Source organism: Pseudomonas asiatica (assembly GCF_009932335.1).
Classification (GTDB): Bacteria; Pseudomonadota; Gammaproteobacteria; order Pseudomonadales; family Pseudomonadaceae; genus Aquipseudomonas; species Aquipseudomonas asiatica.
This window is the reverse complement of sequence record NZ_BLJF01000003.1, coordinates 267,103-289,164: the sequence shown is the minus strand read 5'-3', so window position 1 is coordinate 289,164 and position 22,062 is coordinate 267,103. Positions and strand designations below refer to the sequence as shown.

General features: G+C 56.3%; 16 protein-coding genes and 2 pseudogenes. 7 read left to right on the top strand and 11 right to left on the bottom strand.

Annotated features, from left to right (window positions below; all coding sequences use genetic code 11):
• Positions 1-60: 60 nt before the first annotated feature.
• The 5 genes from GYA95_RS23925 to GYA95_RS23905 all read right to left on the bottom strand — a co-directional run bounded on the left by GYA95_RS23925 (position 61) and on the right by GYA95_RS23905 (position 8,522).
• Positions 61-2,058, bottom strand: a complete 1,998-nt coding sequence (locus GYA95_RS23925; RefSeq protein WP_161551509.1) for a heavy metal translocating P-type ATPase — start codon at positions 2,056-2,058, stop codon at positions 61-63.
• A 201-nt stretch (positions 2,059-2,259) separates the two neighbouring features.
• Positions 2,260-2,583 (bottom strand): DUF2790 domain-containing protein, encoded by a 324-nt coding sequence (locus GYA95_RS23920; protein ID WP_003253432.1) that lies wholly within the window; start codon positions 2,581-2,583, stop codon positions 2,260-2,262.
• A gap of 162 nt (positions 2,584-2,745) precedes the next feature.
• Positions 2,746-5,907, bottom strand: a complete 3,162-nt coding sequence (locus tag GYA95_RS23915) for a CusA/CzcA family heavy metal efflux RND transporter (protein WP_003253428.1) — start codon at positions 5,905-5,907, stop codon at positions 2,746-2,748.
• A gap of 24 nt (positions 5,908-5,931) precedes the next feature.
• Positions 5,932-7,182 carry an efflux RND transporter periplasmic adaptor subunit gene (locus GYA95_RS23910; protein WP_003253426.1) on the bottom strand — a complete coding sequence of 417 codons (1,251 nt, stop codon included), beginning with the start codon at positions 7,180-7,182 and terminating at the stop codon, positions 5,932-5,934.
• 68 nt (positions 7,183-7,250) lie between these two features.
• Positions 7,251-8,522, bottom strand: coding sequence for a TolC family protein (locus tag GYA95_RS23905; RefSeq protein WP_016712696.1), 1,272 nt, complete (start codon positions 8,520-8,522; stop codon positions 7,251-7,253).
• A 404-nt stretch (positions 8,523-8,926) separates the two neighbouring features.
• Between GYA95_RS23905 and GYA95_RS23900 the strand changes: the two genes are divergently transcribed.
• Entirely contained in the window at positions 8,927-10,270 is a 1,344-nt protein-coding gene (locus GYA95_RS23900) for an OprD family porin (RefSeq protein WP_003253422.1), read from the top strand.
• A gap of 489 nt (positions 10,271-10,759) precedes the next feature.
• The gene (locus tag GYA95_RS23895; protein WP_003253420.1) at positions 10,760-11,434 is read left to right on the top strand and encodes a heavy metal response regulator transcription factor; all 675 of its coding nucleotides are present in this window, start codon (positions 10,760-10,762) and stop codon (positions 11,432-11,434) included.
• A gap of 535 nt (positions 11,435-11,969) precedes the next feature.
• Here the strand turns inward: GYA95_RS23895 and GYA95_RS23890 are convergent.
• Entirely contained in the window at positions 11,970-12,206 is a 237-nt protein-coding gene (locus tag GYA95_RS23890) for a hypothetical protein (RefSeq protein WP_161551508.1), read from the bottom strand.
• A gap of 275 nt (positions 12,207-12,481) precedes the next feature.
• Positions 12,482-13,021 carry a hypothetical protein gene (locus tag GYA95_RS23885; protein ID WP_003253418.1) on the bottom strand — a complete coding sequence of 180 codons (540 nt, stop codon included), beginning with the start codon at positions 13,019-13,021 and terminating at the stop codon, positions 12,482-12,484.
• Positions 13,022-13,120: 99 nt separating this feature from the next.
• Here GYA95_RS23885 and GYA95_RS23880 point away from each other — a divergent pair, with 99 nt between their 5' ends.
• Entirely contained in the window at positions 13,121-13,654 is a 534-nt protein-coding gene (locus GYA95_RS23880; RefSeq protein WP_009682000.1) for a hypothetical protein, read from the top strand.
• On the opposite strand, the gene GYA95_RS28040 is transcribed toward GYA95_RS23880, so the two are convergent.
• From GYA95_RS28040 to radC, 3 genes and pseudogenes are all read right to left on the bottom strand, one after another.
• Entirely contained in the window at positions 13,647-14,543 is an 897-nt protein-coding gene (locus GYA95_RS28040) for an alpha/beta fold hydrolase (RefSeq protein WP_014754857.1), read from the bottom strand. The genes GYA95_RS23880 and GYA95_RS28040 overlap by 8 nt on opposite strands.
• A 336-nt stretch (positions 14,544-14,879) precedes the next feature.
• Positions 14,880-15,917 carry a hypothetical protein gene (locus tag GYA95_RS23865; RefSeq protein ID WP_003253411.1) on the bottom strand — a complete coding sequence of 346 codons (1,038 nt, stop codon included), beginning with the start codon at positions 15,915-15,917 and terminating at the stop codon, positions 14,880-14,882.
• 491 nt (positions 15,918-16,408) lie between these two features.
• A pseudogene (gene radC, locus GYA95_RS23860) lies at positions 16,409-16,921 on the bottom strand (RadC family protein); the annotation flags it as partial.
• A 128-nt stretch (positions 16,922-17,049) separates the two neighbouring features.
• On the opposite strand from radC, the gene coaBC reads away from it, so the two are divergent.
• From coaBC to argB, 4 genes and pseudogenes are all read left to right on the top strand, one after another.
• A complete protein-coding gene (gene coaBC / locus GYA95_RS23855; RefSeq protein WP_003253409.1) occupies positions 17,050-18,261 on the top strand; it encodes a bifunctional phosphopantothenoylcysteine decarboxylase/phosphopantothenate--cysteine ligase CoaBC in 1,212 nt (403 codons plus the stop codon).
• Between the two features lie 5 nt (positions 18,262-18,266).
• Positions 18,267-18,722: a dUTP diphosphatase gene (dut, locus tag GYA95_RS23850; RefSeq protein ID WP_015272329.1), complete on the top strand. Its 456-nt coding sequence runs from the start codon at positions 18,267-18,269 to the stop codon at positions 18,720-18,722.
• Between the two features lie 144 nt (positions 18,723-18,866).
• A pseudogene (locus GYA95_RS23845) lies at positions 18,867-20,234 on the top strand (phosphomannomutase/phosphoglucomutase); the annotation flags it as partial.
• Positions 20,235-20,264: 30 nt separating this feature from the next.
• On the top strand, positions 20,265-21,170 hold the full coding sequence (gene argB / locus GYA95_RS23840; protein ID WP_003258198.1) for an acetylglutamate kinase: 906 nt from the start codon (positions 20,265-20,267) through the stop codon (positions 21,168-21,170).
• 180 nt (positions 21,171-21,350) lie between these two features.
• Here the strand turns inward: argB and pyrE are convergent, their stop codons facing one another.
• Positions 21,351-21,992, bottom strand: coding sequence for an orotate phosphoribosyltransferase (gene pyrE, locus GYA95_RS23835; RefSeq protein ID WP_003253405.1), 642 nt, complete (start codon positions 21,990-21,992; stop codon positions 21,351-21,353).
• Positions 21,993-22,062: the final 70 nt, after the last annotated feature.

Below are 22,062 nucleotides of genomic sequence, written 5' to 3'. Positions count from 1 at the left end.
CGACCCGTACTTCTACTTCAAGTCATTTCCCTGCTTAGCTTCATGATTGAAGCTCAGGGATCAGGAGCTTCTGCGGTAGGCCAACAACCGCAAGGCGTTGAAGACGACCAGCAGTGTGGAGCCCTCATGGATCGCAACGGCGGCACCAATGCTCAAGCCCATGATGGTAGACGGAACCAAGATGGCCACAATCCCCAAGCTGACGAACAGGTTCTGGCGGATGATCGATCGCGTGTGACGGCTCAGCCCCACCGCAAATGGGAGTTGCCTGATGTCGTCAGCCATAAGCGCGATATCAGCCGTTTCCAGGGCGACATCAGATCCGGCAGCCCCCATTGCGATGCCAACGCTCGAATTGGCCATGGCAGGGGCATCATTCACGCCGTCACCCACCATGGCCACCCTGGCGCTGAGGCGCAGGTTCTTGATGGCCTTGACCTTGTCTTCCGGCATTAGGTCTCCCCACGCCTCATCTAAGCCAACTTGTTTGGCTACCGCCTCTGCAACGCGGTTGTGGTCCCCAGAAATCATGACCATGCGGTCGATGCCCATCTCTCTGAGTTTCTGGAGTGCCTCTTTGGCACCCTCTCGGGGTGTGTCCAATAGCCCGATAGCGCCCAGATCCTTGTCAGCGCGACGTACCACCATGGTTGTGCGGCCCGACTGACGCAGACGCTCCGCAGCCTCCAAGGCTGCCTTGCTCAGTGCGGGAATACCATTGGTACCGAACATCTCGACCTTGCCAATCCAGACGAACTGCCCATCAAGCTCGGCACGTACGCCGCGGCCAATCATGTTGCTCATGTTCTTGGCTTGCAATCGGCGCCGTGTGCCAATCATCTCTTCACCGTCACGCACAATTGCCGCAGCCAGCGGATGGTCGCTCATCGACTCCACAGCGATGGCGACGTTTAGTAGATCCTCGATCTGCGTGCCGCCTACCGGTATTACATCGGTGATGCGTGGGCGCCCTTCGGTCAGGGTACCGGTCTTGTCGAATGCCATGGCATTCAAGGAGCCGAGCTCTTCAAGCGGTGCACCGCCCTTGATCAGCACGCCACCTCGGGCTGCCCTGGCGATGCCAGATAGAATGGCGCTTGGTGTTGCGATCGCCAGCGCGCAGGGGCTGGCTGCAACCAGTACGGCCATCGCCCGGTAGAACGAGTCACGGAACGGCTCATCAAGGAAAATGCCGGCAAATAGCAGCCCGACTACCAGCAGCAAAACCAACGGGACGAATATGCGTTGGAAGCGGTCCGTGAATCGCTGGGTCGGTGACTTCCTGACTTCGGCTTCACTGACCATCTTGATGACCCGCGCCAGGGTACTTTCCGTAGAGCGCCGTGTTACCTCAACCTCGATGAGCGTTTCGCCATTGATGGTACCGGCGAAGACTTTCGAGGCTGCATCCACTGCATCTGGCTTGCTGCGTGCGAGTTCGGCATCAGGGACAGGTTGCTTGTCCACGGGGACGCTCTCACCGGTTACTGGCGTCTGGTTGATACTTGAGGAGCCCACTACAACAAAACCATCGGCCGGTAGGCGGTCATTGGGGCGCACGATGACAACGTCACCGGGAACCAGCAGCTCCACAGGCATTTCCAACGTGCCATTTGCTCTGCGTACGATCGCGGTGGCTGGTGCGAGCTTGGACAGTGCCTCAATCGCTTTCTTGGCCCGCCCCATCGCGTAGCTTTCAAGGGAATGCCCCAGACTGAACAGGAACAGCAGCAGAGCCCCCTCCGCCCAGGCGCCAATGCTCGCGGCACCGGCTGCGGCGAGAAGCATCAGCGAATCGATCTCGAAGCGTTTCTGGCGGATGTTGCTGATCGCTTCCTTGGTGGTGAACCATCCACCGAACACATAGGCCGACACGTACAGAATCAGGGGCAGTCGATCAATCAGGTCAAGTTGTCCTGCGAGAGCTCCGGCACCCAGGAGGGCACCACAGATCAGCGCGAAAATCAGCTCCGTGTTCATGCCAAAAATGCCGCCATGCTCATGGCTATGACCTTCATGCCCAGCTTGGTCATCAGGGCGTTCAAGCAAACTCTTCATAACTCGTCCCTTCTGGGGTCAAGGCTTCCAATTGCCCTCTGCAGTTGGGAGCCGTCGCGGTTGGTTAGCTAAGACCTATTGCACGGTTTGCCCCGGCCCAGGCGTTAACATGTCAAAACCATGGGGCATCGGGCGTAATAAAAAATGCCAGGCACTGCCTGGCATTTATGAATTCTCTAATTGTTCTGTTCAAATCGTTTACTACTTGTTGTTGATGCATTGCGAATACATCGAGTAACGAACAGTCTTGAGCGTGCCCTGGGAGTCCTCGAAGGTCATCAACCGTGGGTAGACCTGGCAGGTACGTGGGTCCTGCGACTGACGTACGAACTTAGCAACGTCTATCTTCATGCCATATTTGTAATCCTGAATCTCTGGCATTGGCTTGCCATTTTTCTCCGCGTACTTGGCCACTGCGGTCTGGTGCTCCTTGGTGTATTGCAGCTGCTTGCTCTCGGAAAAAGTGTTGGCCTGCGAAGCCACCGAGAAAACAACAAGTGCAGCAGCGATAATTAGCTTTTTCATAAAACCCTCTCAATTTCAAAACTTCTCGGGCGTAACCTTAGCAATGCATAGGCATCACCGGCATGACGAGAAACTTACAATTTTGAAAGGTAAGTGCATCTACTTCACTTTAAACAAAAAAGCCCACAACACGTGTTGTGGGCTTCTCTTTAGCGGAGCCTGTTAGCTAACCACTTCGGCCTCGTCGCCGTCTTCATCCTTGCGGTGTGCCCAGTAATACAGGGCAGGCAGTACCAACAAGGTCAATGCGGTGGAGGACAGGATCCCGCCAATCACCACAGTCGCCAGTGGCCGCTGAACTTCTGCACCGGTACCGGTGGCCAAAGCCATCGGGATGAAGCCCAGGGAAGCTACCAAGGCAGTCATCAGAACAGGTCGCAGACGGGTTAATGCACCTTCATCGACTGCCTGCCTGAGCGTTCGCCCTTCCTCCCTTAGCCCGCGGATGAAGGCAATCATCACCAGGCCGTTCAGTACTGCAACGCCGGACAGTGCAATGAAGCCGACACCTGCCGAGATCGACAGTGGGATGTCCCGCAACCACAACGCCACAACACCACCGGTGAGTGCGAATGGAATACCGGTGAAGACCAGCATGCCGTCCTTCAGGTTGTTGAACATCAGGAACAACAAGGTCATGACCAGCAGCAAGGCGACTGGAACAACGATCTGCAGCCGTTTGGCAGCCGACTGCAGCTGCTCGAACTGGCCACCCCAAGTCGTCCAGTAGCCCGCAGGGATTTGCACCTTCTGATCCAGCGAAGCGGTCGCCTCCTCAACGAAGGATCCCAGGTCACGGCCTCGAACGTTGGCACTGACGATTACCAGACGCTTGCCGTTCTCGCGGCTGATTTGGTTCGGGCCCAGTTGCAGGTCCAGATTAGCGACCTGCGACAGCGGGATGAAACCGATCTGGTTGGCACCCTGAGCCGCATTGGCAGGCACCGGAATCAGCAAACTGGACATCCCCGCTACGTCGGTGCGAACGGTCTCAGGCAGGCGCACTACCATGTCGAACCGACGGTCGCCCTCATACAGCGTGCCGGCCTGGCGACCACCCACGGCGATAGCGATCGAGTTCTGAACATCCGCGATGTTCAGGCCGTAGCGTGCTGCTTTCTCGCGGTCGATGTTGATTGTCAGCACCGGCAGGCCGGATGTCTGCTCAACTTTCACTTCCGACGAGCCCGGTACCGCTTTGAGCGCTGCCGCGATCTTGTTGGCGGTGTTGTTGAGCACGTCCATGTCATCGCCGAAGACCTTCACAGCGACATCACTACGCACGCCCGAAATCAGCTCGTTGAAACGCAGTTGGATTGGCTGCGACAACTCGTAGTTGCTTCCTGGAACACCCGCTGCGGCCTTCTGCACCTCAGCAATCAGCTCATCGCGAGGCTTCTTGGGGTTAGGCCACTGATCCTGAGGCTTGAGCATGATGTAGGCGTCGGAGGCGTTCGGTGGCATCGGGTCAGATGCAATTTCCGCGGTACCCGAGCGTGCGAACATCCGCTCGACTTCAGGCACCTGCGCTATTACCGCTTTCTCCAGACGCTGCTGCATCTCGACGGACTGAGTGAGGCTCGTTCCAGGCACACGCATGGCCTGCATCGCAAAGTCACCCTCACTGAGGCTTGGGATGAACTCGCTACCCATACGACTTGCCAGCACACCACTGAGCACGACCAAGGCTACTGCGGCCGAGAAAGCGATGTTCCGATGTCCCAGCACCCATTGCAGAACCGGCTCATAGCGCAGTCGAGCTGTGCGCATGACCACGCCTTCCTCTTCCTTCACCTTGCCAGTGACGAACATGGCAATAGCTGCAGGAACAAAGGTAACGGACAGGATCATTGCGCCCAGCAGAGCCATCACAACGGTGAACGCCATAGGGTGGAACATTTTGCCTTCGACGCCGGTGAGGGCGAAGATCGGCAGGTACACCACCATGATGATCAGCTGACCGAAGATCAGCGGCCGGCGAGCTTCTCGCGCCGCGGCAAAGACCTCGTGGAAGCGTTCGGTTTTGGTGAGCATGCGGCCATGCTTATGCTGCGCATGAGCCAGTCGACGGATCGCGTTTTCTACAATAACCACGGCACCGTCGACGATGATGCCGAAGTCGAGTGCCCCCAAACTCATTAAGTTGGCACTGACCTTGTTGTTGAACATGCCTGTGAAGGTGAAAAGCATGGACAGCGGAATCACCATCGCGGTGATCAGGGCTGCACGGATGTTGCCGAGGAACAGGAACAGAATCGCGATTACCAAGATCGCGCCTTCTACCAGGTTCTTCTTCACCGTCGCGATGGCTTTTTCAACCAGGTTGGTACGGTCGTAAACGGTCACAGCCACCACGCCCTTTGGCAGGGTGCGGTTGATGTCCGCCAGTTTGGCGGCGACAGCTTGAGACACAGTACGGCTGTTTTCACCAATCAGCATGAACACGGTACCGAGCACGACTTCGCGGCCGTTCTCAGTAGCAGCACCTGTGCGGAGTTCTTTACCGATGCTGACGTCAGCAACGCTGCTGATGCGAATCGGTGCACCATCCACGCTGGTGATCACGATGTTGGCGATGTCTTCGATGTTGCCTACCTGGCCGGGCGCACGGATGAGCAACTGCTCACCATTACGTTCGATGTAGCCGGCGCCGACGTTGGCATTGTTACTTTCCAACGCTGCGACCAGGTCATTGAGGGTAAGCTTGTAGGTAGCCAGGCGCTTAGGATCTGGCGCAACCAGGAACTGCTTGGCATAGCCGCCGATGGTATTGATCTCGGCTACACCCGGGACGTTGCGCAGCTGAGGCTTGATGATCCAGTCTTGGATCACGCGCAGGTCGGTCGGGGTGTAAGGCGTACCGTCCTCTTTGACCGCGCCATCTTCGGCTTCAACGGTCCACAGGAAGATCTCGCCGAGGCCGGTAGATACCGGGCCCATAACGGCCTCTACGCCTTCTGGCAGCTGTTCCTTCGCAACCTGCAGCCGCTCGTTGATCAACTGGCGGGCAAAGAAGATGTCAGTGCCATCCTTGAAGATCACGGTGACCTGAGACAGGCCAGAGCGAGACAGGGAACGGGTCTGCTGAAGGCCCGGGAGACCGGCCATGGCCGTTTCAACTGGAAACGTGATCCGTTGTTCGGTTTCCAAAGGCGAATAACCAGGCGCTGCAGTGTTGATCTGCACCTGGACGTTGGTGATATCGGGTACCGCATCGATGGGCAGCTTTTGATAGCTGTAGATACCGATACCCGCCATGATCAGAACAGCGATCATTACTACGATGCGCTGCTCGATGGCGAATCTGATGATACGTTCAAACATGAGAAATCATCCTGTCAGTTCGCATCAGTGACCGTGTTCGGCAGAAGCTTTGCCGAGCTCGGACTTGAGTGTGAAGCTGCCACTGGTTGCTACCTGGGCGCCGGCTTCAATACCGTCGATGACTTCCACGTACCCATTGTCGCGACGACCCAGTTTTACCGGGCGGGTGTCAAACCCATCTGGGGTGCGTACGAATACCGAGGGTTTGTCTTCAACGGTCTGGACTGCGTGCTCAGGGACCGCTACGGCAACTCGATCAGTCTGGGAAGTGACCGCAATGTTCACGAACAGGCCTGGACGCCAGGCACCGTTGGGGTTGGTCAAGGTGACGCGGACAGTGGCTGCGCGGTTTTGCTCGCCCAGCAGGCTCCCGACATAACCCACCTTCCCTTCGACCTCGACATTCATGTCAGGCGAAGAGACTTTCACCGCACGACCAGTCGTGACCTTGCCCAGATCTGTAGGCGGGACGGCGAAGGTTGCCCAGACCTGATTCAGGTCAGAAAGGATGAAGGCGTTGGTCGCCTCGCTGACGACTTCGCCAACGGTCAGGTGTTTCTCCACCACCACGGCGTCGAAAGGAGCTCGGAGTTCGTAACGATTACCGCCAACGGAGTTAACCGAAGCACCGATCGCACCGACCTTCTGCTTGGCGTTGGCCAAGGAGATCTCCGCTTCTTGCAGCGCTTGGCGTGCTTGGAGGTAGTCTTGCTCCGCGGAAATCTTGTCCTGCCACAGCTGCTTCTCACGCTCGAAGGTCACTCGCGCCAGTTCGACGCGACGCTGTGCGGCCTGTTGTTCGCTGCGCAGGTCAGAGATCTGCTGGCTCGCGATTACAGCGAGGACCTGACCCTTTTTGACCGTCTCACCCAGGTCGGCTTGGACAGTCTCTACAACGCCAGGAACACGAGGAACCACGTGGGCGGTCCGGTCTTCATCGAAGCGAATTTCGCCCGGGAAGCTCACGACTGTACCCAAGTCACGCGGCGCTGCAGCTTCCAGGGCAACGCCGGCAGCCTTGATCTGCTCAGCGCTAAGCGTCAGCTTGCCCTCTTCTTCACCGCCCTCTTCGCTGTGGCCTTCTTCACCATGGCCCTCATCACCCTCCTCTTTGGCGGCAGATGCGGCTTTCTTTTCGTCGCCATGGCCATCGTTAGCGCCATGCTCGGCGGTACTAGCGGCCTGCTGTCCAGAACTGTTGTTCCAGGCAAGGCTGCCAAATCCGAGGGCTGCCACAGCGGCTACCGCGAGGGCGATCTTGCGTTTGTTATCCATTGCTACTCCTGCTGATCGTAGGCACCGGCTTGTTCAAGGCTGTGTGCCGAAGAAAATGTTTGGCCCGTTCAGCGAGCGCCGGCAGTTGAGCCGACTTCGCCATAAACCCTTTCCACCTGCGCACGCGCATTGGTCGCCGCTGCCAACGATTCGAGATATTGGCCACGAGCGACGATCAAGGTGCGCTGGGCATCCAGCACTTCGATGAAGCCGAATTTGCCCATCTCGAAGCCGCGGGTTGCGGTATCTACGGCTTGTTGGGCTGACGGCAGAATGGTCTTGTCGTAGGACTCGACCTCCTGCATGGCGGTGGACCACTGGTTCAACGCGGTTTGGGTTTCGGTGCGCAGCCGCAGCTCCACAGCATTGCGCTGGTCTCGGGCCTGATCTGCACGACGAGAAGCGGAAAGAATGTTGCCCTGGTTGCGATCAAACAGCGGCAAAGGCATAGAGACGCCCACAGTGTTGACACGCTCGCGCACAGAGCGGTCGTACTGGCTACCTACGCTGACGGTAAGGTTCGGGATACGCTGAGCTTTCTCTGAACCGAGCGAGGCATCGCTCTTGTCGATCTGTACCACGGCCTGGCGCATTTCTGCGGTCTGATCGAGCTTCGCCAGCAGCTCTTCAGTCCGCGGTGGCAGTCCCGGGGAGAGGGTTGGCGATTCGAGTCGATCAAAGACGGTGACCGAGCTCCCGGTAATTTGAGCGAGTTGCTGGTAAGCGGTCGTCTTTTCGGTTTCGGCACGTCGAACTTGCAGCTTTGCTTCGGCCAGTTGTACTTGGGCGCGGGTGGCCTCTACTGGAGACGATTTACCTGCGCGAACACGACCATCGACGATGCGGAGACCGCGCTCAGTCAGTTCGAGAGATTGCTTGGCCAGGTCAAGGCCTGTCTGGGCCCGCAATGCGGCGTAGAAGGCCTGTACGACGTCTGCCCGCAGACCGTTCACGCGACGGTCCAACTCCAGCTGTGCGGCGGTCTGCCCGTAAGTGGCGACGTCAACACGAGCTCCCCGCTTACCACCCAGCTCCAGGGTTTGGCTAAGCGACACGGTCGTCGTGCTGGTGTTACGACGGGTGTCTTCCACGTCGTACGAAATAGTGGGGTTGGGGATAAGCCCGGCCTGCTTGCGAGCACCATCAGCGATGCCAATCTCTTGCCGGGCCGCGGCCAGGTCAGGGTTGGCATCCATGGCCGTCGAAAGCGCCTGGGGCAAGCTGATGCTTTGAGCAAGAGCTGCAGGTGCCATCAATCCAGAGATGACTGCACAGAGTGCAGCGATCTTCCAGGGCGAGACGGAGGTCTTGGATAAGACATTGCGGTTATACCGGGGCACTTTGATGGTCCTCGTGCACAAACTTCGATAAAGCTTGGCGAGAACGCCGAAACAGCTGCCAAGCCCCACTTGATTAGGTGATGGCACTCTAATGAGCGGTAGCTATCAGAGGGGTGGCTAGAAAATTACAATTTCGTAAGAAAGTCCTGTAATGCCCGAAAATACTGGGAAACCAAACCCGGCACTAGGATTTCGTTACAAGCAACGGAGATGGCAAACACGCGGTGCGAAGGCGCCGAATAACAGGCAGATGACGAAATTGTAATTGTCCTATCACCCTCCCGTTATCTTCGGCCTGCAAATATGAGCTCGCGCTACGCTAGGCGCGCCGCCGGGTCAGAACAATTAACGACACCCGCGCCGGTAAACATAATAAAAACTGCCGTGAATCAAAGGAGCATCGGATGAAAATCAAAGTACCACTGTATTTGGCGGCAGTTTCTGCGCTGTCTGGAAGCTACGCTATTTCGGCACAAGCTGAAGACAAGCCAGAAGGCTTCATTGAAGGCAGCAGCCTTACAGTGTTGAACCGTAACTTCTACTTCAACCGTGATAATCGCGACAGCACCGCCCCCACTTACAACAGTGGCAAGGGCAATACCAACGGCTACTCCGAAGCCTGGGCGCACGCGATCATCAGTAAATTCAACTCTGGGTTTACCCAGGGTACCGTTGGCTTCGGCGTTGATGCCTTCGCCATGATCGGCCTCAAGCTCGACACCGGTGATGGGCGCAACGGCGGCCGTAGCTCCTTCGACGTGCTACCCGTTGATAACAAGGGCGAAGCTCGCGACGAATACACCAAGGTCGGCGGTGCAGCCAAAGTCCGCTTGTTCGATACCATCGTGAAAGTAGGTGATGTTTTCCCATCGACTCCGGTCGTTGCATCCGGTGACTCTCGCCTGCTGCCAGAAAGCTTCCGCGGCGTGACCGTTGAGAACACCAGCATCCAAGGCCTCACCCTTCAGGGTGGTCGACTGCACGCCATGAGCCAGCCAGTCTCCAGCAACCTGAACGACAACTTCGTGACCTTCTACGGCGGCCCGGTCAACTCGCCATGGATCGGTTACGGTGGTGGTGACTACTCGATCAACGACAACTGGACTGTGAGCGTCTACGCCAGCCAGCTGAAAGACGTCTGGAATCAGTACTACGCCGGCACCAGCGTTGTTTACCCGCTGAGCGACGATCTGGCGCTGATCGGTGGCTTCAACTACTACAAAGCCGTAGATGAAGGTAAGAAGCGCCTGGGTGAATTCGACAACAACATCTGGAGTGCCAAGGTCGGCGTGCGTTACGGCGCCCACACCCTGGCCCTGTCGCACCAGCGCAACAACGGCGACGACGATTTCGACTATCTGCGTCAGTCGGACTCGATTTTCGTCGACAACTCCATCCAGTACAGCGACTTCAACTCGCCGAAAGAGCGTTCCTGGATGCTGCGCTATGACCTGAACTTCACCAGCTACGGCATCCCAGGCCTGACGTTCATGACCCGCTACGCCAGAGGCTCGGGCGCGGATTACTCGAACGCTAACCAGTTCTACATGCGCACCGACGACAACGGCAACCCGCTCGACAATCAGAAGCGTTGGGAGCGTGACGTCGAAGTCAAATACGTTGTGCAAACCGGTCCGGCAAAAGACTTGTCCTTCCGGTTGCGCCAGGCAACCACGCGTGCCACTGCTTTCGAATCGGATCTGGATGAAACTCGTGTAATCATCGAGTACCCGCTTTCGATTCTGTAATTCGCTGAGCGGGCCAGTCTTTCGACGGCTGGTCCGATTAGTAAAACGAGCATTACGAATTCACCTTGAGTGGCTTAATTGCTCCTTTGGTAAAAGGTGGATATTTGGCGCCCATTGGGCGCCTTTTTTTTGCCTAAAATTCAAGTAAGCGTTCGATTGTACGCATTGCATGCCGGTGAAGTTCATGACTACACCAATGACCAGTCTCCTCAACATGAGCGACCTCGCCGTCATCCGAACGGAACGAAGCTAGCACAAAGAAGAAAATAACCCAGTATTTCATATGGTCAAATCATCCGCTGGAGAGAGGGCCCGCAACTGTCAAACCCAAGCCGCGACAAGATATACCTCCAGACTATCAACTGTATTACCTAGAAATTACAAATCCGTCATTTGAACCCCAACACGCTCATTTTGATTTACCATCCATTTCAATAATGCCGGCGCGCGTGCGCGGTTAATTGCTCAGTGATATCGAGACATAATCCCATGCGAATTCTGGTAATTGAGGATGAAGTAAAAACTGCGGAGTATGTGCGTCAAGGCCTTACAGAGTGTGGCTATGTCGTAGATTGCGTCCACACCGGATCAGATGGATTATTCTTGGCCAAGCAGCATGAGTACGAGCTGATTATCCTCGATATAAACCTACCAGAGATGGACGGTTGGCAGGTCCTTGAGTTGTTGCGCCGTAAAAACTGCCCGTCCCGCATCATGATGCTGACGGCGAGAAGCCGATTGGCGGATAAGGTCCGGGGGCTGGAGAACGGCGCAGATGACTATCTGATCAAACCATTTGAGTTCCCAGAGCTGCTAGCCCGGGTTCGCGCCTTGATGCGCAGGTCAGATCACCCCGCATCTGTGGAGGTCATTCGCGTGGCCGATCTGGAACTTGATCAAAGCCGGCACAGGGCATTCAGGGACGGTCAGCGTATTGATTTGACCACCAAAGAATTCGCGTTGCTGCACTACTTGATGCGTAACACCGGGGTGGTACTGAGCCGTACGCAGATTATCTCTCAGGTTTGGGATATGAATTTTGATTGCGACACGAACGTTGTAGAGGTGTCGATTCGAAGACTCAGAGCCAAGATAGATGACCCCTTCGAAACCAAGCTGATACACACACTTAGAGGCGTAGGGTATGTACTTGAAAAGCGTTAATTGCCAAACTATATAGTATCGAGATCGGCTAACTAATTCCGTCGCAAACGTGCCTACTGAACTGGATTTTACTATTTACGACCCGCGGCGCTGATTCCTTACCCCGCAAATGAGGTAGGCTGTGCATGAGGTATAGCATTGATTATCAGCAGGTCTCGGAGGATCAAGAGTTTGTCAGGCCTGATGACCGCTCAGCTGATATTGTCTTTAACAGTGAGCATGGCTTAGCTCTTATCCCATGTGTTGGCGATGTAGTCAACCTACCCTCTACGGCCGTCAAAGCGGGGGTTTGTGGCGTCGTCAGATCAAGAATTTTCAATTATCTCAGGGGTCCTGAAGAGTTTTACTGCCACGTCAATATTTTTGTTGAAGAGGCCGACATCAATTTCGGCAATCTAATATCCGAATATATGCGTAACCAGGCACGCTCACGATCACCCTCCTCATAGTGGTTTGAATAGTCAATACGGATTCCGTCCTTTTATTGAGTGCTCAGTAGAACCCACGTTGCAGAGCTCTACTGAGCCCAAAAACCTTATTTCCGCTGCTGTGCAAAAACCACTAACTGCCACTCAATCTTGCCCGCGTCAGGTGCATGCTGGTGATGGTTCTGTGGAGGAAGAACATGCCCTTTGGCAATACCGATCTCATCCCCGCAGGAGACGCATCGGTAAATGCCTGGATTTGGCGCTTCGGTACCAGGCGAATACTTTTTATCGTACTCCGAATGATCACTTTTGTGCAGAAAATTGCCGTGCTTATACTGAGCCATATCTATTCCCTTGAACTGTTGCTCTATATTTTTGTGCCACTTTACCGGGGCACAGAATAATTTTTATCACGTAATGACGAATAGATTCCAGCGAAGTTTTCCATAATCGCTCAGTACGCAGCCTACTTTCGTAGCATTTATTATTCTGATTGTGTCAGGCAGGAGATTTTTATGCCGGCGGAATTTTGGCGCCATGCTATGGCACCAGGATAGAGATCAAATCACGCCATCAAGTGACTCTTGCTATTCGAACCTGCCCCTACAAGAACAGGTAGTCACGGCACCCTGCTAGAGCGCGGGAGAGGCGGAGCACACAGAGCAGGCGTCATTGTTTTTTGAATAGCGCACTGAAAAATATAGAAGTACAAGAAGCCCGCAAAGAGAACAGTAGGCGCCATCAGAGCCAATTGAGGATCCATAAACCCTGAAATTACATACTGCTTAAGTGTAAGAGAAGCCAGGATAAAGGCCGAACAATACAAAGCACCTGTAAATTGATTCCCTAGAAAGCTTAGCACCCCACTAAAGGCATTATTGGCGCTCAATAACACTGCCTTCAATATGGTCCAACCGAAAAGCGGAAGGAAAATCTTCACCATAAAGGCAAATAAAGTTGTTGAGGCGAACAGTTTCAGTGGTATCTCTGCCCATGGCTTGATGGTACCGTCGTTTTCTACACCAAAGAATAGGATGGCATTCAGGATAATTGCTATAGAGCAGCATATGATGAGGCGTATCACCTCCCGTTTAAGCGGGGCCATCATTATAACTGAGTTAATGCTTTTCGCGATATATTGCTTTAGAGCCTGGGTCATTGACCTATTGCGTCCTATGCTAGCCGAGGTGATAATATTGTATTGATGCAGCAGTAATAGACTGACGTTTTATTTATTTCTCAGTCAAGGAGAATCCTGATGATTTACGAGTCTGATGATTGGAGGAAGTCACTTCTTCGTTCAGCTCGTTGGCTTGAGAAGGCTCGTGTAAAAGAGTGTTCTGAAGGGCGCATTTATGCGAAAGCAGAACGTGAAATTTTTGTCAGTTTTTATACGGTACGCAAGCTAATCGAGACCTACAAAATCTCTGAATCAACGAAGAAAATTAAGCTCCATCTACCGTACTACCCGATCACCAGTGGCAAGACAGTAGACTACTTCAATCGGCACAACATAATGGAAAACTACGAAACTACTAAAGTTTACAAAGAACTGCGGGATATGACTTTTGTCGCGAACCAGGTAATCCACTCGTACGTATTCGAATTCGCGACTAGTGAGGATGGACGGATTGACGGGGTGTTTGTGGCCTCAGACAAGGGACGACACCAGCGACTCTATTACTATTCTATGACGCTAATGCTCAGTATTTTTAGGTCCGTAGGCTTGGATGTCGTCTCAGAGCAGCATTTGGTAAGGGACCCTGAAACAGAGCAGTGGAAGATCAGGTGAGTAGCCACCAAGCCAAACCCGCTACGGCAGCTGTAATTAACCCAACGGTTGCATAGAAGGCAGGTCTGCCGATCCAAGGGTGACAAGCCAGCATGATTCCCAGATGGGTCTTCGGCTTTATGCTATCCCACTCAGACTCGACGATGGTCCCATCTAGAATATAAGGCTTCCAATATTTGACGATATGGTCCTTGTCGGGCTCAAAAAAATCGCTATGGCCGTAATCAAAGTAACGGTCAGCTACACGTGTATTTTTAAATCCGTTTCGACCAGTCCCGCCGTAGCCTATAGTCGAAAAGGTAGCTAGGACGGGGTAAAAATCTCGCGTCCCGACATCGTTGACGATGTTGCCTGCAGCCATGTGCCGAGCATGCTTCTCCCAGGCATAATTGCCTTTTATTATGGAGCCGCAGAGAACAATTCTCTCAATGTTGATGTCAGTGTATTTGGCGAGGATCCGACTAATGATATAGGTGCCGAAGCTGTGGGCAATGACCATAATGCGAGCAGTCGGTTCCATAAGCCGTGCGTCTCGGAAGTCATTTGCGATCTTATTGATTGGCGTAGATCGAAACGGACACGCAAGCTGCAGCGCGGTCACACAATGGTAGCCAAGACCTTTGACTCTGACATGAGCAACATCTCGGAAGGCTGCTTTTACCAGCTCGTGCCAGGAACCATCAGTTTGAATACCATGGACAAGCATGAGCGTGATGGCCTGAGCATCATCTTTGACATTAGAAATCTGCATATCGACTAACGAGTCAAACAGCTCCAGATGCTCGGCATCCAGAGTTGCCCTAATTGCCTGCAGCTGGGCCAGTCGTTTGGTCTCAATCGTATTTTCCCAAGTCGATCGAACAAGGGTAACAATATCAACAGGCTTCAATCGAGCACCAATCTATAGGTTGGTTCCACGTTGGCGGCAAGTACTTCAAATTCGGTATCCATCCCAGGATCACGAACAATCTCTGGGATATCGCCGTAAGATTGGAATGAGAGACCTTCGCCGCTGGGGCACCTAACAATAAGGAATCTCTTGATAATCCGGCCCGTTACCAAGATATTAATCAAGATTGCAAGGTGCGCGGAAGTACCGGCTTGCATAATATCGAACATGCGATTCGGGTTTAGCCGAATTCTAGGCAAAGCTTCGCCACCCTGGGATTCATAGCCCTGGATAAAACTAGCCAATCTTCGGAGGCCTTCAGCCTCGTCTGGATGGTTAAGTATTAAAGGCGATAACTTTTCCGCGAACATATTCGTATTCTCCGGCGGAGCACGCTACGGTCACCGCAAACTCGTTTCTCTCACCCGAAATCAAAAGCCTCAGTTCACGGGGAGGATCACTGTCTGGTAGTTTAACGTAAATATTGGCTCCCGTCACTTCGCCATCACGCTCCAAGAAGCGATCCAACGCAGACATCGAACCCTCATCCGATGAAAGGTTTTCATCAACCGATGCGGAGGTAATCTGCATTTGGGCCCCGAATTCATTTCGAGCCGTTGAATTGCTATATCTGATTTCTTGGGAGAGGTTATCGCGCTCGCGCAGAATCTTATTCTTAGCGGGGCTAAGCGAAACTTCAGCGAACCCATCGTCCGGTAGAAATTTCCTTACTTTGTTTTTCAACACCCACAAGAGCTCGGAATATTTCTTTGCCTGATTATCTTGAGAGGCAATACGAAACTCCAATAAACCAGTGTGGTCCAGGTGAACAATATTCACCGCACGTTTTTTTGTGGTCGCATAGCGTCGAATCAGTTCGCCAGTTGCTGGATCCGTCTCCACAGCGCTGAGACGATTGATGTCACGGCTTTCGACGACTTTGATCGTAAGCGAAACCGGTGTCTTCTGCGGGTCCGGACGGTACAGGCGGATGTCGACGATTGTGGCCTCGTCGGGCATCTCAAGATCCAGCGGGTGAGTAAACAGCCCCGAAAGGCCCTCAGCTGCTGCGATTGAAGCGATGCGCGTAGGAGACAGCAGGCCGATTGCCCGCTCTTCAGTGCACTGGAAAAGGAACGAGTGCTGCTTGCCAAACTCCTCCACCTGCTGCAGTAGATCACGGAGGTCTTTCAGGGCAAGTTTTTTATCCTTGAGGGCAGGCTCGATCCGCTTCTCATAGAGATCGTCCCAGTTTTGCGCAGAAACGGGGATGCCCTTCGTCCGGAGGAATTCCTTGACGACGGCTTGGCTAGTCGCATTTTTCAGAAGGCCAAAAAGGATCTTGGCTAGCTTTTGGTCGTCGTCACTCAGCACATCACTCTCCACAAATTGGCATTAAGCTTAAAGGCTCGTGCGAGCCTTGGCTGTGGAGGCATGAAGCCGGTGACATCCTGCCACGAGAGCGCCGACCTGCGCGCATCATGCCTTCCATTGCGCGCGCATTCTCGCCTTTTTATCCAGCGGTACACAATGAGTGGAGAAGGTCAAAATGCCATCAGCGATGTAGGATCCCTTGGCCACGTGGAGTAGGTTCCATCAGATTTTGCCGTAATGTTCAGCTTTTTCGGGAAGATGGGTAGGAATTCCCAGCTTTTCTGTGAACCGCAAGCAACAGCCTGAGCCCCAGTCATCCGGGACCTAGCATCACAATTGTTGGTGAAGCTGACTGCTGTGGTGGCCCGCCTGGGCCTAAAATCAAATTTGCTCTGCAACACTGAATATGGAACATCAAAATCTGAATAAGCATCAAGGAATGCTTCTATCTCGGGCACTTCAGCCGAGTGAAACACTAGAGTTGACACCATAAGGATCAACGCCGCCGCGTTGTGCAGCAGTGCCCGCCGCACTACCTCCCGCGGGTAAACACTCGCCCGGTCTATCGTGCCCCTGAACAGGATCTCGAACGCCAACGGCCGGTGCTTGGTATCCAGAAACAGGCAACCGAATACTTCACTGATCTCATGGCGCAGCATGGCCTTGAGATAACGCCGCACCGCCGCTGGGCTTTCGAGAGCCGCTGCGCGCTCGATGTCCTCATCCAGATAACGCCGGCCAATTTCCAAAAGCACCTGCAACTGTGCGTATTTCACAGCGCCAATGCCCGGCTCGCGAAGCACTGCTGCGCGATCGGCCTCGAGAAACTGCCTGAGCCCACCAAAACGCCCCAGCAGCCCCCGCGCAAGGTCCAGCACATTCCGCCCGGCAACCCCCGACCCTAACAGCACGGCGAGCAGTTCGGCATCCGACAGCGCTGCCGCCCCGCGCTGCAGCAACTTCTCCCTCGGCCGCTCTTCAGCCGGCCACTCCCTGATATTCATCCCGCTCCTCTGCCCTTGCTGCGGCCCATTTCGGCCCTGTGTTAATCTATTTCGCCTCGTACATGCGACGTTCCGCCGCAGGCATTTTCAAACGTCGTCGCCCGCTCTCACTGGAAAAAGGCAAGCCTATGCAGCGGCTGTATCGCAAGCGCATCGTTCTCGGCGTGGGTGGCGGCATTGCCGCCTACAAAAGCGCCGAACTGATTCGCCGACTCCTGGAGCACGGCGCGCAGGTGCGCGTCGTCATGACCCGTGGTGGTGCAGAGTTCATCACCCCGCTAACCCTGCAAGCGCTGTCAGGCCACCCGGTGCACATGGACCTGCTCGACCCTGCCGCCGAAGCGGCCATGGGCCACATCGAACTGGCCAAGTGGGCTGACCTGGTGCTGATCGCCCCGGCCACCGCCGACCTCATGGCGCGCATGGCCCAAGGCATGGCCGACGACCTCCTGACCACCTTGGTACTGGCTACCGATGCCACTGTCGCCGTGGCCCCGGCCATGAACCAGGCCATGTGGCGCGACCCGGCCACCCAGGCCAACCTCGAACTGCTCAAGAGCCGGGGCATCCAGGTGTTCGGCCCAGCGTCCGGCAGCCAGGCCTGTGGCGACGTCGGCCTAGGCCGCATGCTCGAAGCCACCGACCTGGCCTGGTGTGCCGCGGAAAGCTTCAAGCGCCAGGCCCTGACCGGCAAGCACGTGCTGATCACTGCCGGCCCGACCCAGGAAAACATCGACCCGGTGCGCTACATCACCAATCATAGCTCCGGCAAGATGGGCTTCGCCTTGGCCGAAGCGGCCGCCGAAGCCGGGGCTCGGGTGACCCTCGTCACTGGCCCGGTGCACCTGCCGACCCCCGACCGGGTCAGCCGTATCGACGTGGTCAGCGCGCGGGACATGCTCGCGGCCTGTGAAGCGGCCATGCCGTGCGACCTGTTCATCGCTTCTGCGGCGGTAGCGGACTACCGCCCGGAAGTCGTTGCCACGCAAAAATTGAAGAAAGATCCTACGACCGGCGACGGCATGCTGCTGCAGATGGTGCGCAATCCCGATATCCTTGCCACCATCGCTGGCCGCGCCGACCGCCCGTTCAGCGTCGGTTTCGCCGCCGAGACCGAACACTTGCTCGATTACGCCACGCGCAAGCTCAAGGACAAGAACCTCGACCTGATCGTCGCCAATGATGTGGCCAACCCCAGCATCGGCTTCAACAGCGAGGAAAACGCCTTGACCGTGATCGACCGCCAGCAGCACCAGACCCTCTTCGCGCAGACCAGCAAGGGCAAGATTGCCCGGCAACTGGTCGCCTTCATCGCCGAACGGCTCAATCAGGTTCAATAAGTTACATGCACGCTCTTCAAGCCAAGATCCTCGACCCACGCCTGGGCACCGAATTCCCCCTGCCGCAGTACGCCACCCCCGGCTCCGCCGGCCTGGACCTGCGCGCCCTGCTCAAGGAAGACACCGTCCTCGAGCCAGGCCAGACCCTGCTGATCCCCACCGGCCTGTCGATCTACATCGGCGACCCGGGCCTGGCGGCGGTGATCCTGCCGCGCTCGGGCCTGGGCCATAAGCACGGCATCGTGCTGGGCAACCTGGTCGGGCTGATCGACTCGGACTACCAGGGCGAGTTGATGGTGTCGTGCTGGAACCGCGGCAACACCCCGTTCACCATCGCCGTTGGCGAGCGCATTGCCCAGCTGGTGCTGGTACCGGTGGTACAGGCCCATTTCGACATCGTCGAAGCGTTCGATGAAAGCCAGCGCGGTGCTGGCGGCTTCGGCCATTCCGGCAGCCACTGAGCCGAGAAATGACCGTTCAGGCCAAGGATGGCGAACTCTCTGGCGAAACCACCGTCCAAGCGTTCAGTTTGCGCCTGCCCAGAAAGCCTTTGACTAATGGAGCTTCCAGAGATGAACGACATGGCCCACCTGGTACCCGCCGCACTGCCAGACAGCATTTTCCGCGCGTATGACATTCGCGGCGTGGTCGGCAAGACCCTTCACGCCGAAACCGCCTACTGGATCGGCCGCGCCATCGGCGCGCAGAGCCTGGCCCAGGGCGAACCGCAGGTTTCGGTCGGCCGCGATGGCCGCCTGTCCGGCCCGATGCTGGTCGAACAGCTGATCAAGGGCCTGGTCGATGCCGGCTGCCAGGTCAGTGACGTCGGCCTGGTACCCACCCCGGCGCTGTACTACGCAGCCAACGTGCTGGCCGGCAAGTCCGGTGTGATGCTGACCGGCAGCCACAACCCGTCGGACTACAACGGCTTCAAGATCGTCATCGCTGGCGACACCCTGGCCAACGAACAGATCCAGGCCCTGCTGACGCGCCTGAAAACCAACGACCTGACCCGCGCCGAAGGCCGCGTGGAAAAGGTCGAGATCCTTGACCGCTACTTCCAGCAGATCGTCGAAGACGTGAAGCTGGCCAGGAAGCTCAAGGTGGTCGTGGACTGCGGCAACGGTGCCGCCGGCGTGGTCGCGCCGCAACTGATCGAAGCCCTGGGCTGCGAAGTGATCCCGCTGTTCTGCGAAGTCGACGGCAACTTCCCCAACCACCACCCGGACCCGGGCAAGCCGGAGAACCTCGAAGACCTGATCGCCAAGGTCAAGGAAACCGGTGCCGACATCGGCCTGGCCTTCGACGGTGACGGCGACCGCGTCGGCGTGGTGACCAACACCGGCAGCATCGTCTACCCCGATCGCCTGCTGATGCTGTTTGCCCAGGACGTACTGTCGCGCAACCCGGGTGCCGAGATCATTTTCGACGTGAAGTGCACCCGTCGCCTGACCCCGCTGATCGAGCAGCACGGCGGCCGCGCACTGATGTGGAAGACCGGCCACTCGCTGATCAAGAAGAAAATGAAGCAGACCGGCTCGCTGCTGGCCGGCGAGATGAGCGGTCACATCTTCATCAAGGAACGCTGGTACGGTTTCGACGACGGCATCTACAGCGCCGCGCGCCTGCTGGAGATCCTCAGCAAGGCCGGGAAGAGTGCCGAAAACCTGTTCGCCGCGTTCCCGAACGATATTTCCACGCCGGAAATCAATATTGATGTGACCGACGAGGGTAAATTCAGCATCATTGATGCACTGCAACGCGACGCCGACTGGGGCGAAGCCAACCTGACCACCATCGACGGTGTGCGGGTGGACTACGCCCACGGCTGGGGCCTGGTTCGCGCCTCCAACACCACCCCGGTGCTGGTGCTGCGCTTCGAGGCTGACAGCGACGCCGAATTGCAACGTATCAAGGATGTTTTCCGTACCCAGTTGCTGCGGGTTGAGCCTGAGCTGCAACTGCCGTTCTGACCGACTATCTGTTCCTTACAGGAGCCCTGCATGACCCTCGATCGCGATGCCGCTTCCCATGTAGCCGAGGTTTTGTCCGAAGCACTGCCTTACATCCGCCGCTTTGTCGGCAAGACCCTGGTGATCAAGTACGGCGGCAACGCGATGGAGAGCGAGGAGCTCAAGACCGGCTTCGCCCGTGACATCGTGCTGATGAAGGCTGTGGGCATCAACCCGGTGGTGGTCCACGGTGGTGGCCCGCAGATCGGCGACCTGCTCAAGCGCCTGTCGATCGAAAGCCACTTCATCGACGGCATGCGCGTCACCGACTCGGCGACCATGGACGTGGTGGAGATGGTGCTGGGTGGCCAGGTCAACAAGGACATCGTCAACCTGATCAACCGCCACGGCGGCAGCGCCATCGGCCTGACCGGCAAGGACGCGGAGCTGATCCGCGCCCGCAAGCTGACCGTCAGCCGCCAGACGCCCGAGATGACCACCCCGGAAATCATCGACATCGGCCACGTGGGCGAAGTGGTGAGTGTGAACACCGACCTGCTGAACATGCTGGTGAAGGGCGACTTCATCCCGGTGATCGCGCCGATCGGCGTGGGTGCCAACGGTGAGTCGTACAACATCAACGCCGACCTGGTGGCGGGCAAGGTAGCCGAGGCGCTGAAGGCCGAGAAGCTGATGCTGCTGACCAACATCGCCGGCCTGATGGACAAGCAGGGCGAGGTACTGACCGGCCTGACCACCGAGCAGGTCAATGAACTGATCGCCGACGGCACCATCTACGGCGGCATGCTGCCGAAGATCAAGTGCGCGCTGGATGCCGTGCAGGGCGGTGTGAATAGCTCCCACATCATCGACGGCCGCGTGCCGAATGCGGTGCTGCTGGAGATCTTCACCGACAGCGGCGTGGGTACCCTGATTACCAACCGCAAGCAGCGCTGATTGGTTGGTTAGCCTGCACTGGCCCTATCGCCGGCAAGCCAGCTCCCACAGAGATCCCACAAGATATGAAACCTGTGGGGTATTTGTGGGAGCGGGCATGCCCGCGAAGAGGCCGGAACAGGCGACACAAAAAAAGGCGACCTTCACAAGAAGGTCGCCTTTTTCATTTCCAGGCCCGAATCAGATACCGTACTGCGCCCGGTAAGCCTCGACCGCCGGCAGATGCTGCTTCAGCTGCGGGTCATCGGCCAGGAACTCCAGCACCTGGGTCAGCGAAACGATGCTGACCACCGGAATACCGAAGTCGCGTTCCACTTCCTGGATCGCCGACAGCTCGCCATTGCCACGCTCTTCGCGGTTCAGCGCGATCAGCACGCCAGCGGCCTTGGCCTGCTGGGCATTGATGATCTGCATGACCTCACGAATGGCGGTACCGGCGGTGATCACGTCGTCGATGATCAGTACGTCACCGGCCAGCGGTGCACCGACCAGGCTGCCACCTTCACCGTGGTCCTTGGCTTCCTTGCGGTTGAAGCACCATGGCACATCGAGCTGATGCTGATCGGCAAGGGCCACGGCAGTTGTCGCTGCAAGCGGGATACCCTTGTAGGCCGGGCCGAACAGCACATCGAACGGGATCTTGCTGTCGACGATGGCTGCGGCATAGCAACGGCCCAGTTCGGCCAGGGCGGAACCGGTGTTGAACAGGCCGGCATTGAAGAAATACGGGCTGGTACGCCCCGATTTCAGGGTGAATTCACCGAAACGCAGTACCCCGCGATCGATGGCAAAACGGATGAAGTCGCGCTGATACGGCTGCATGGATAGTCCCGGACACCACGGATTTAGCTAAATGGGTTGAGCTCGGGTATCATACACGCACGAGATTTTT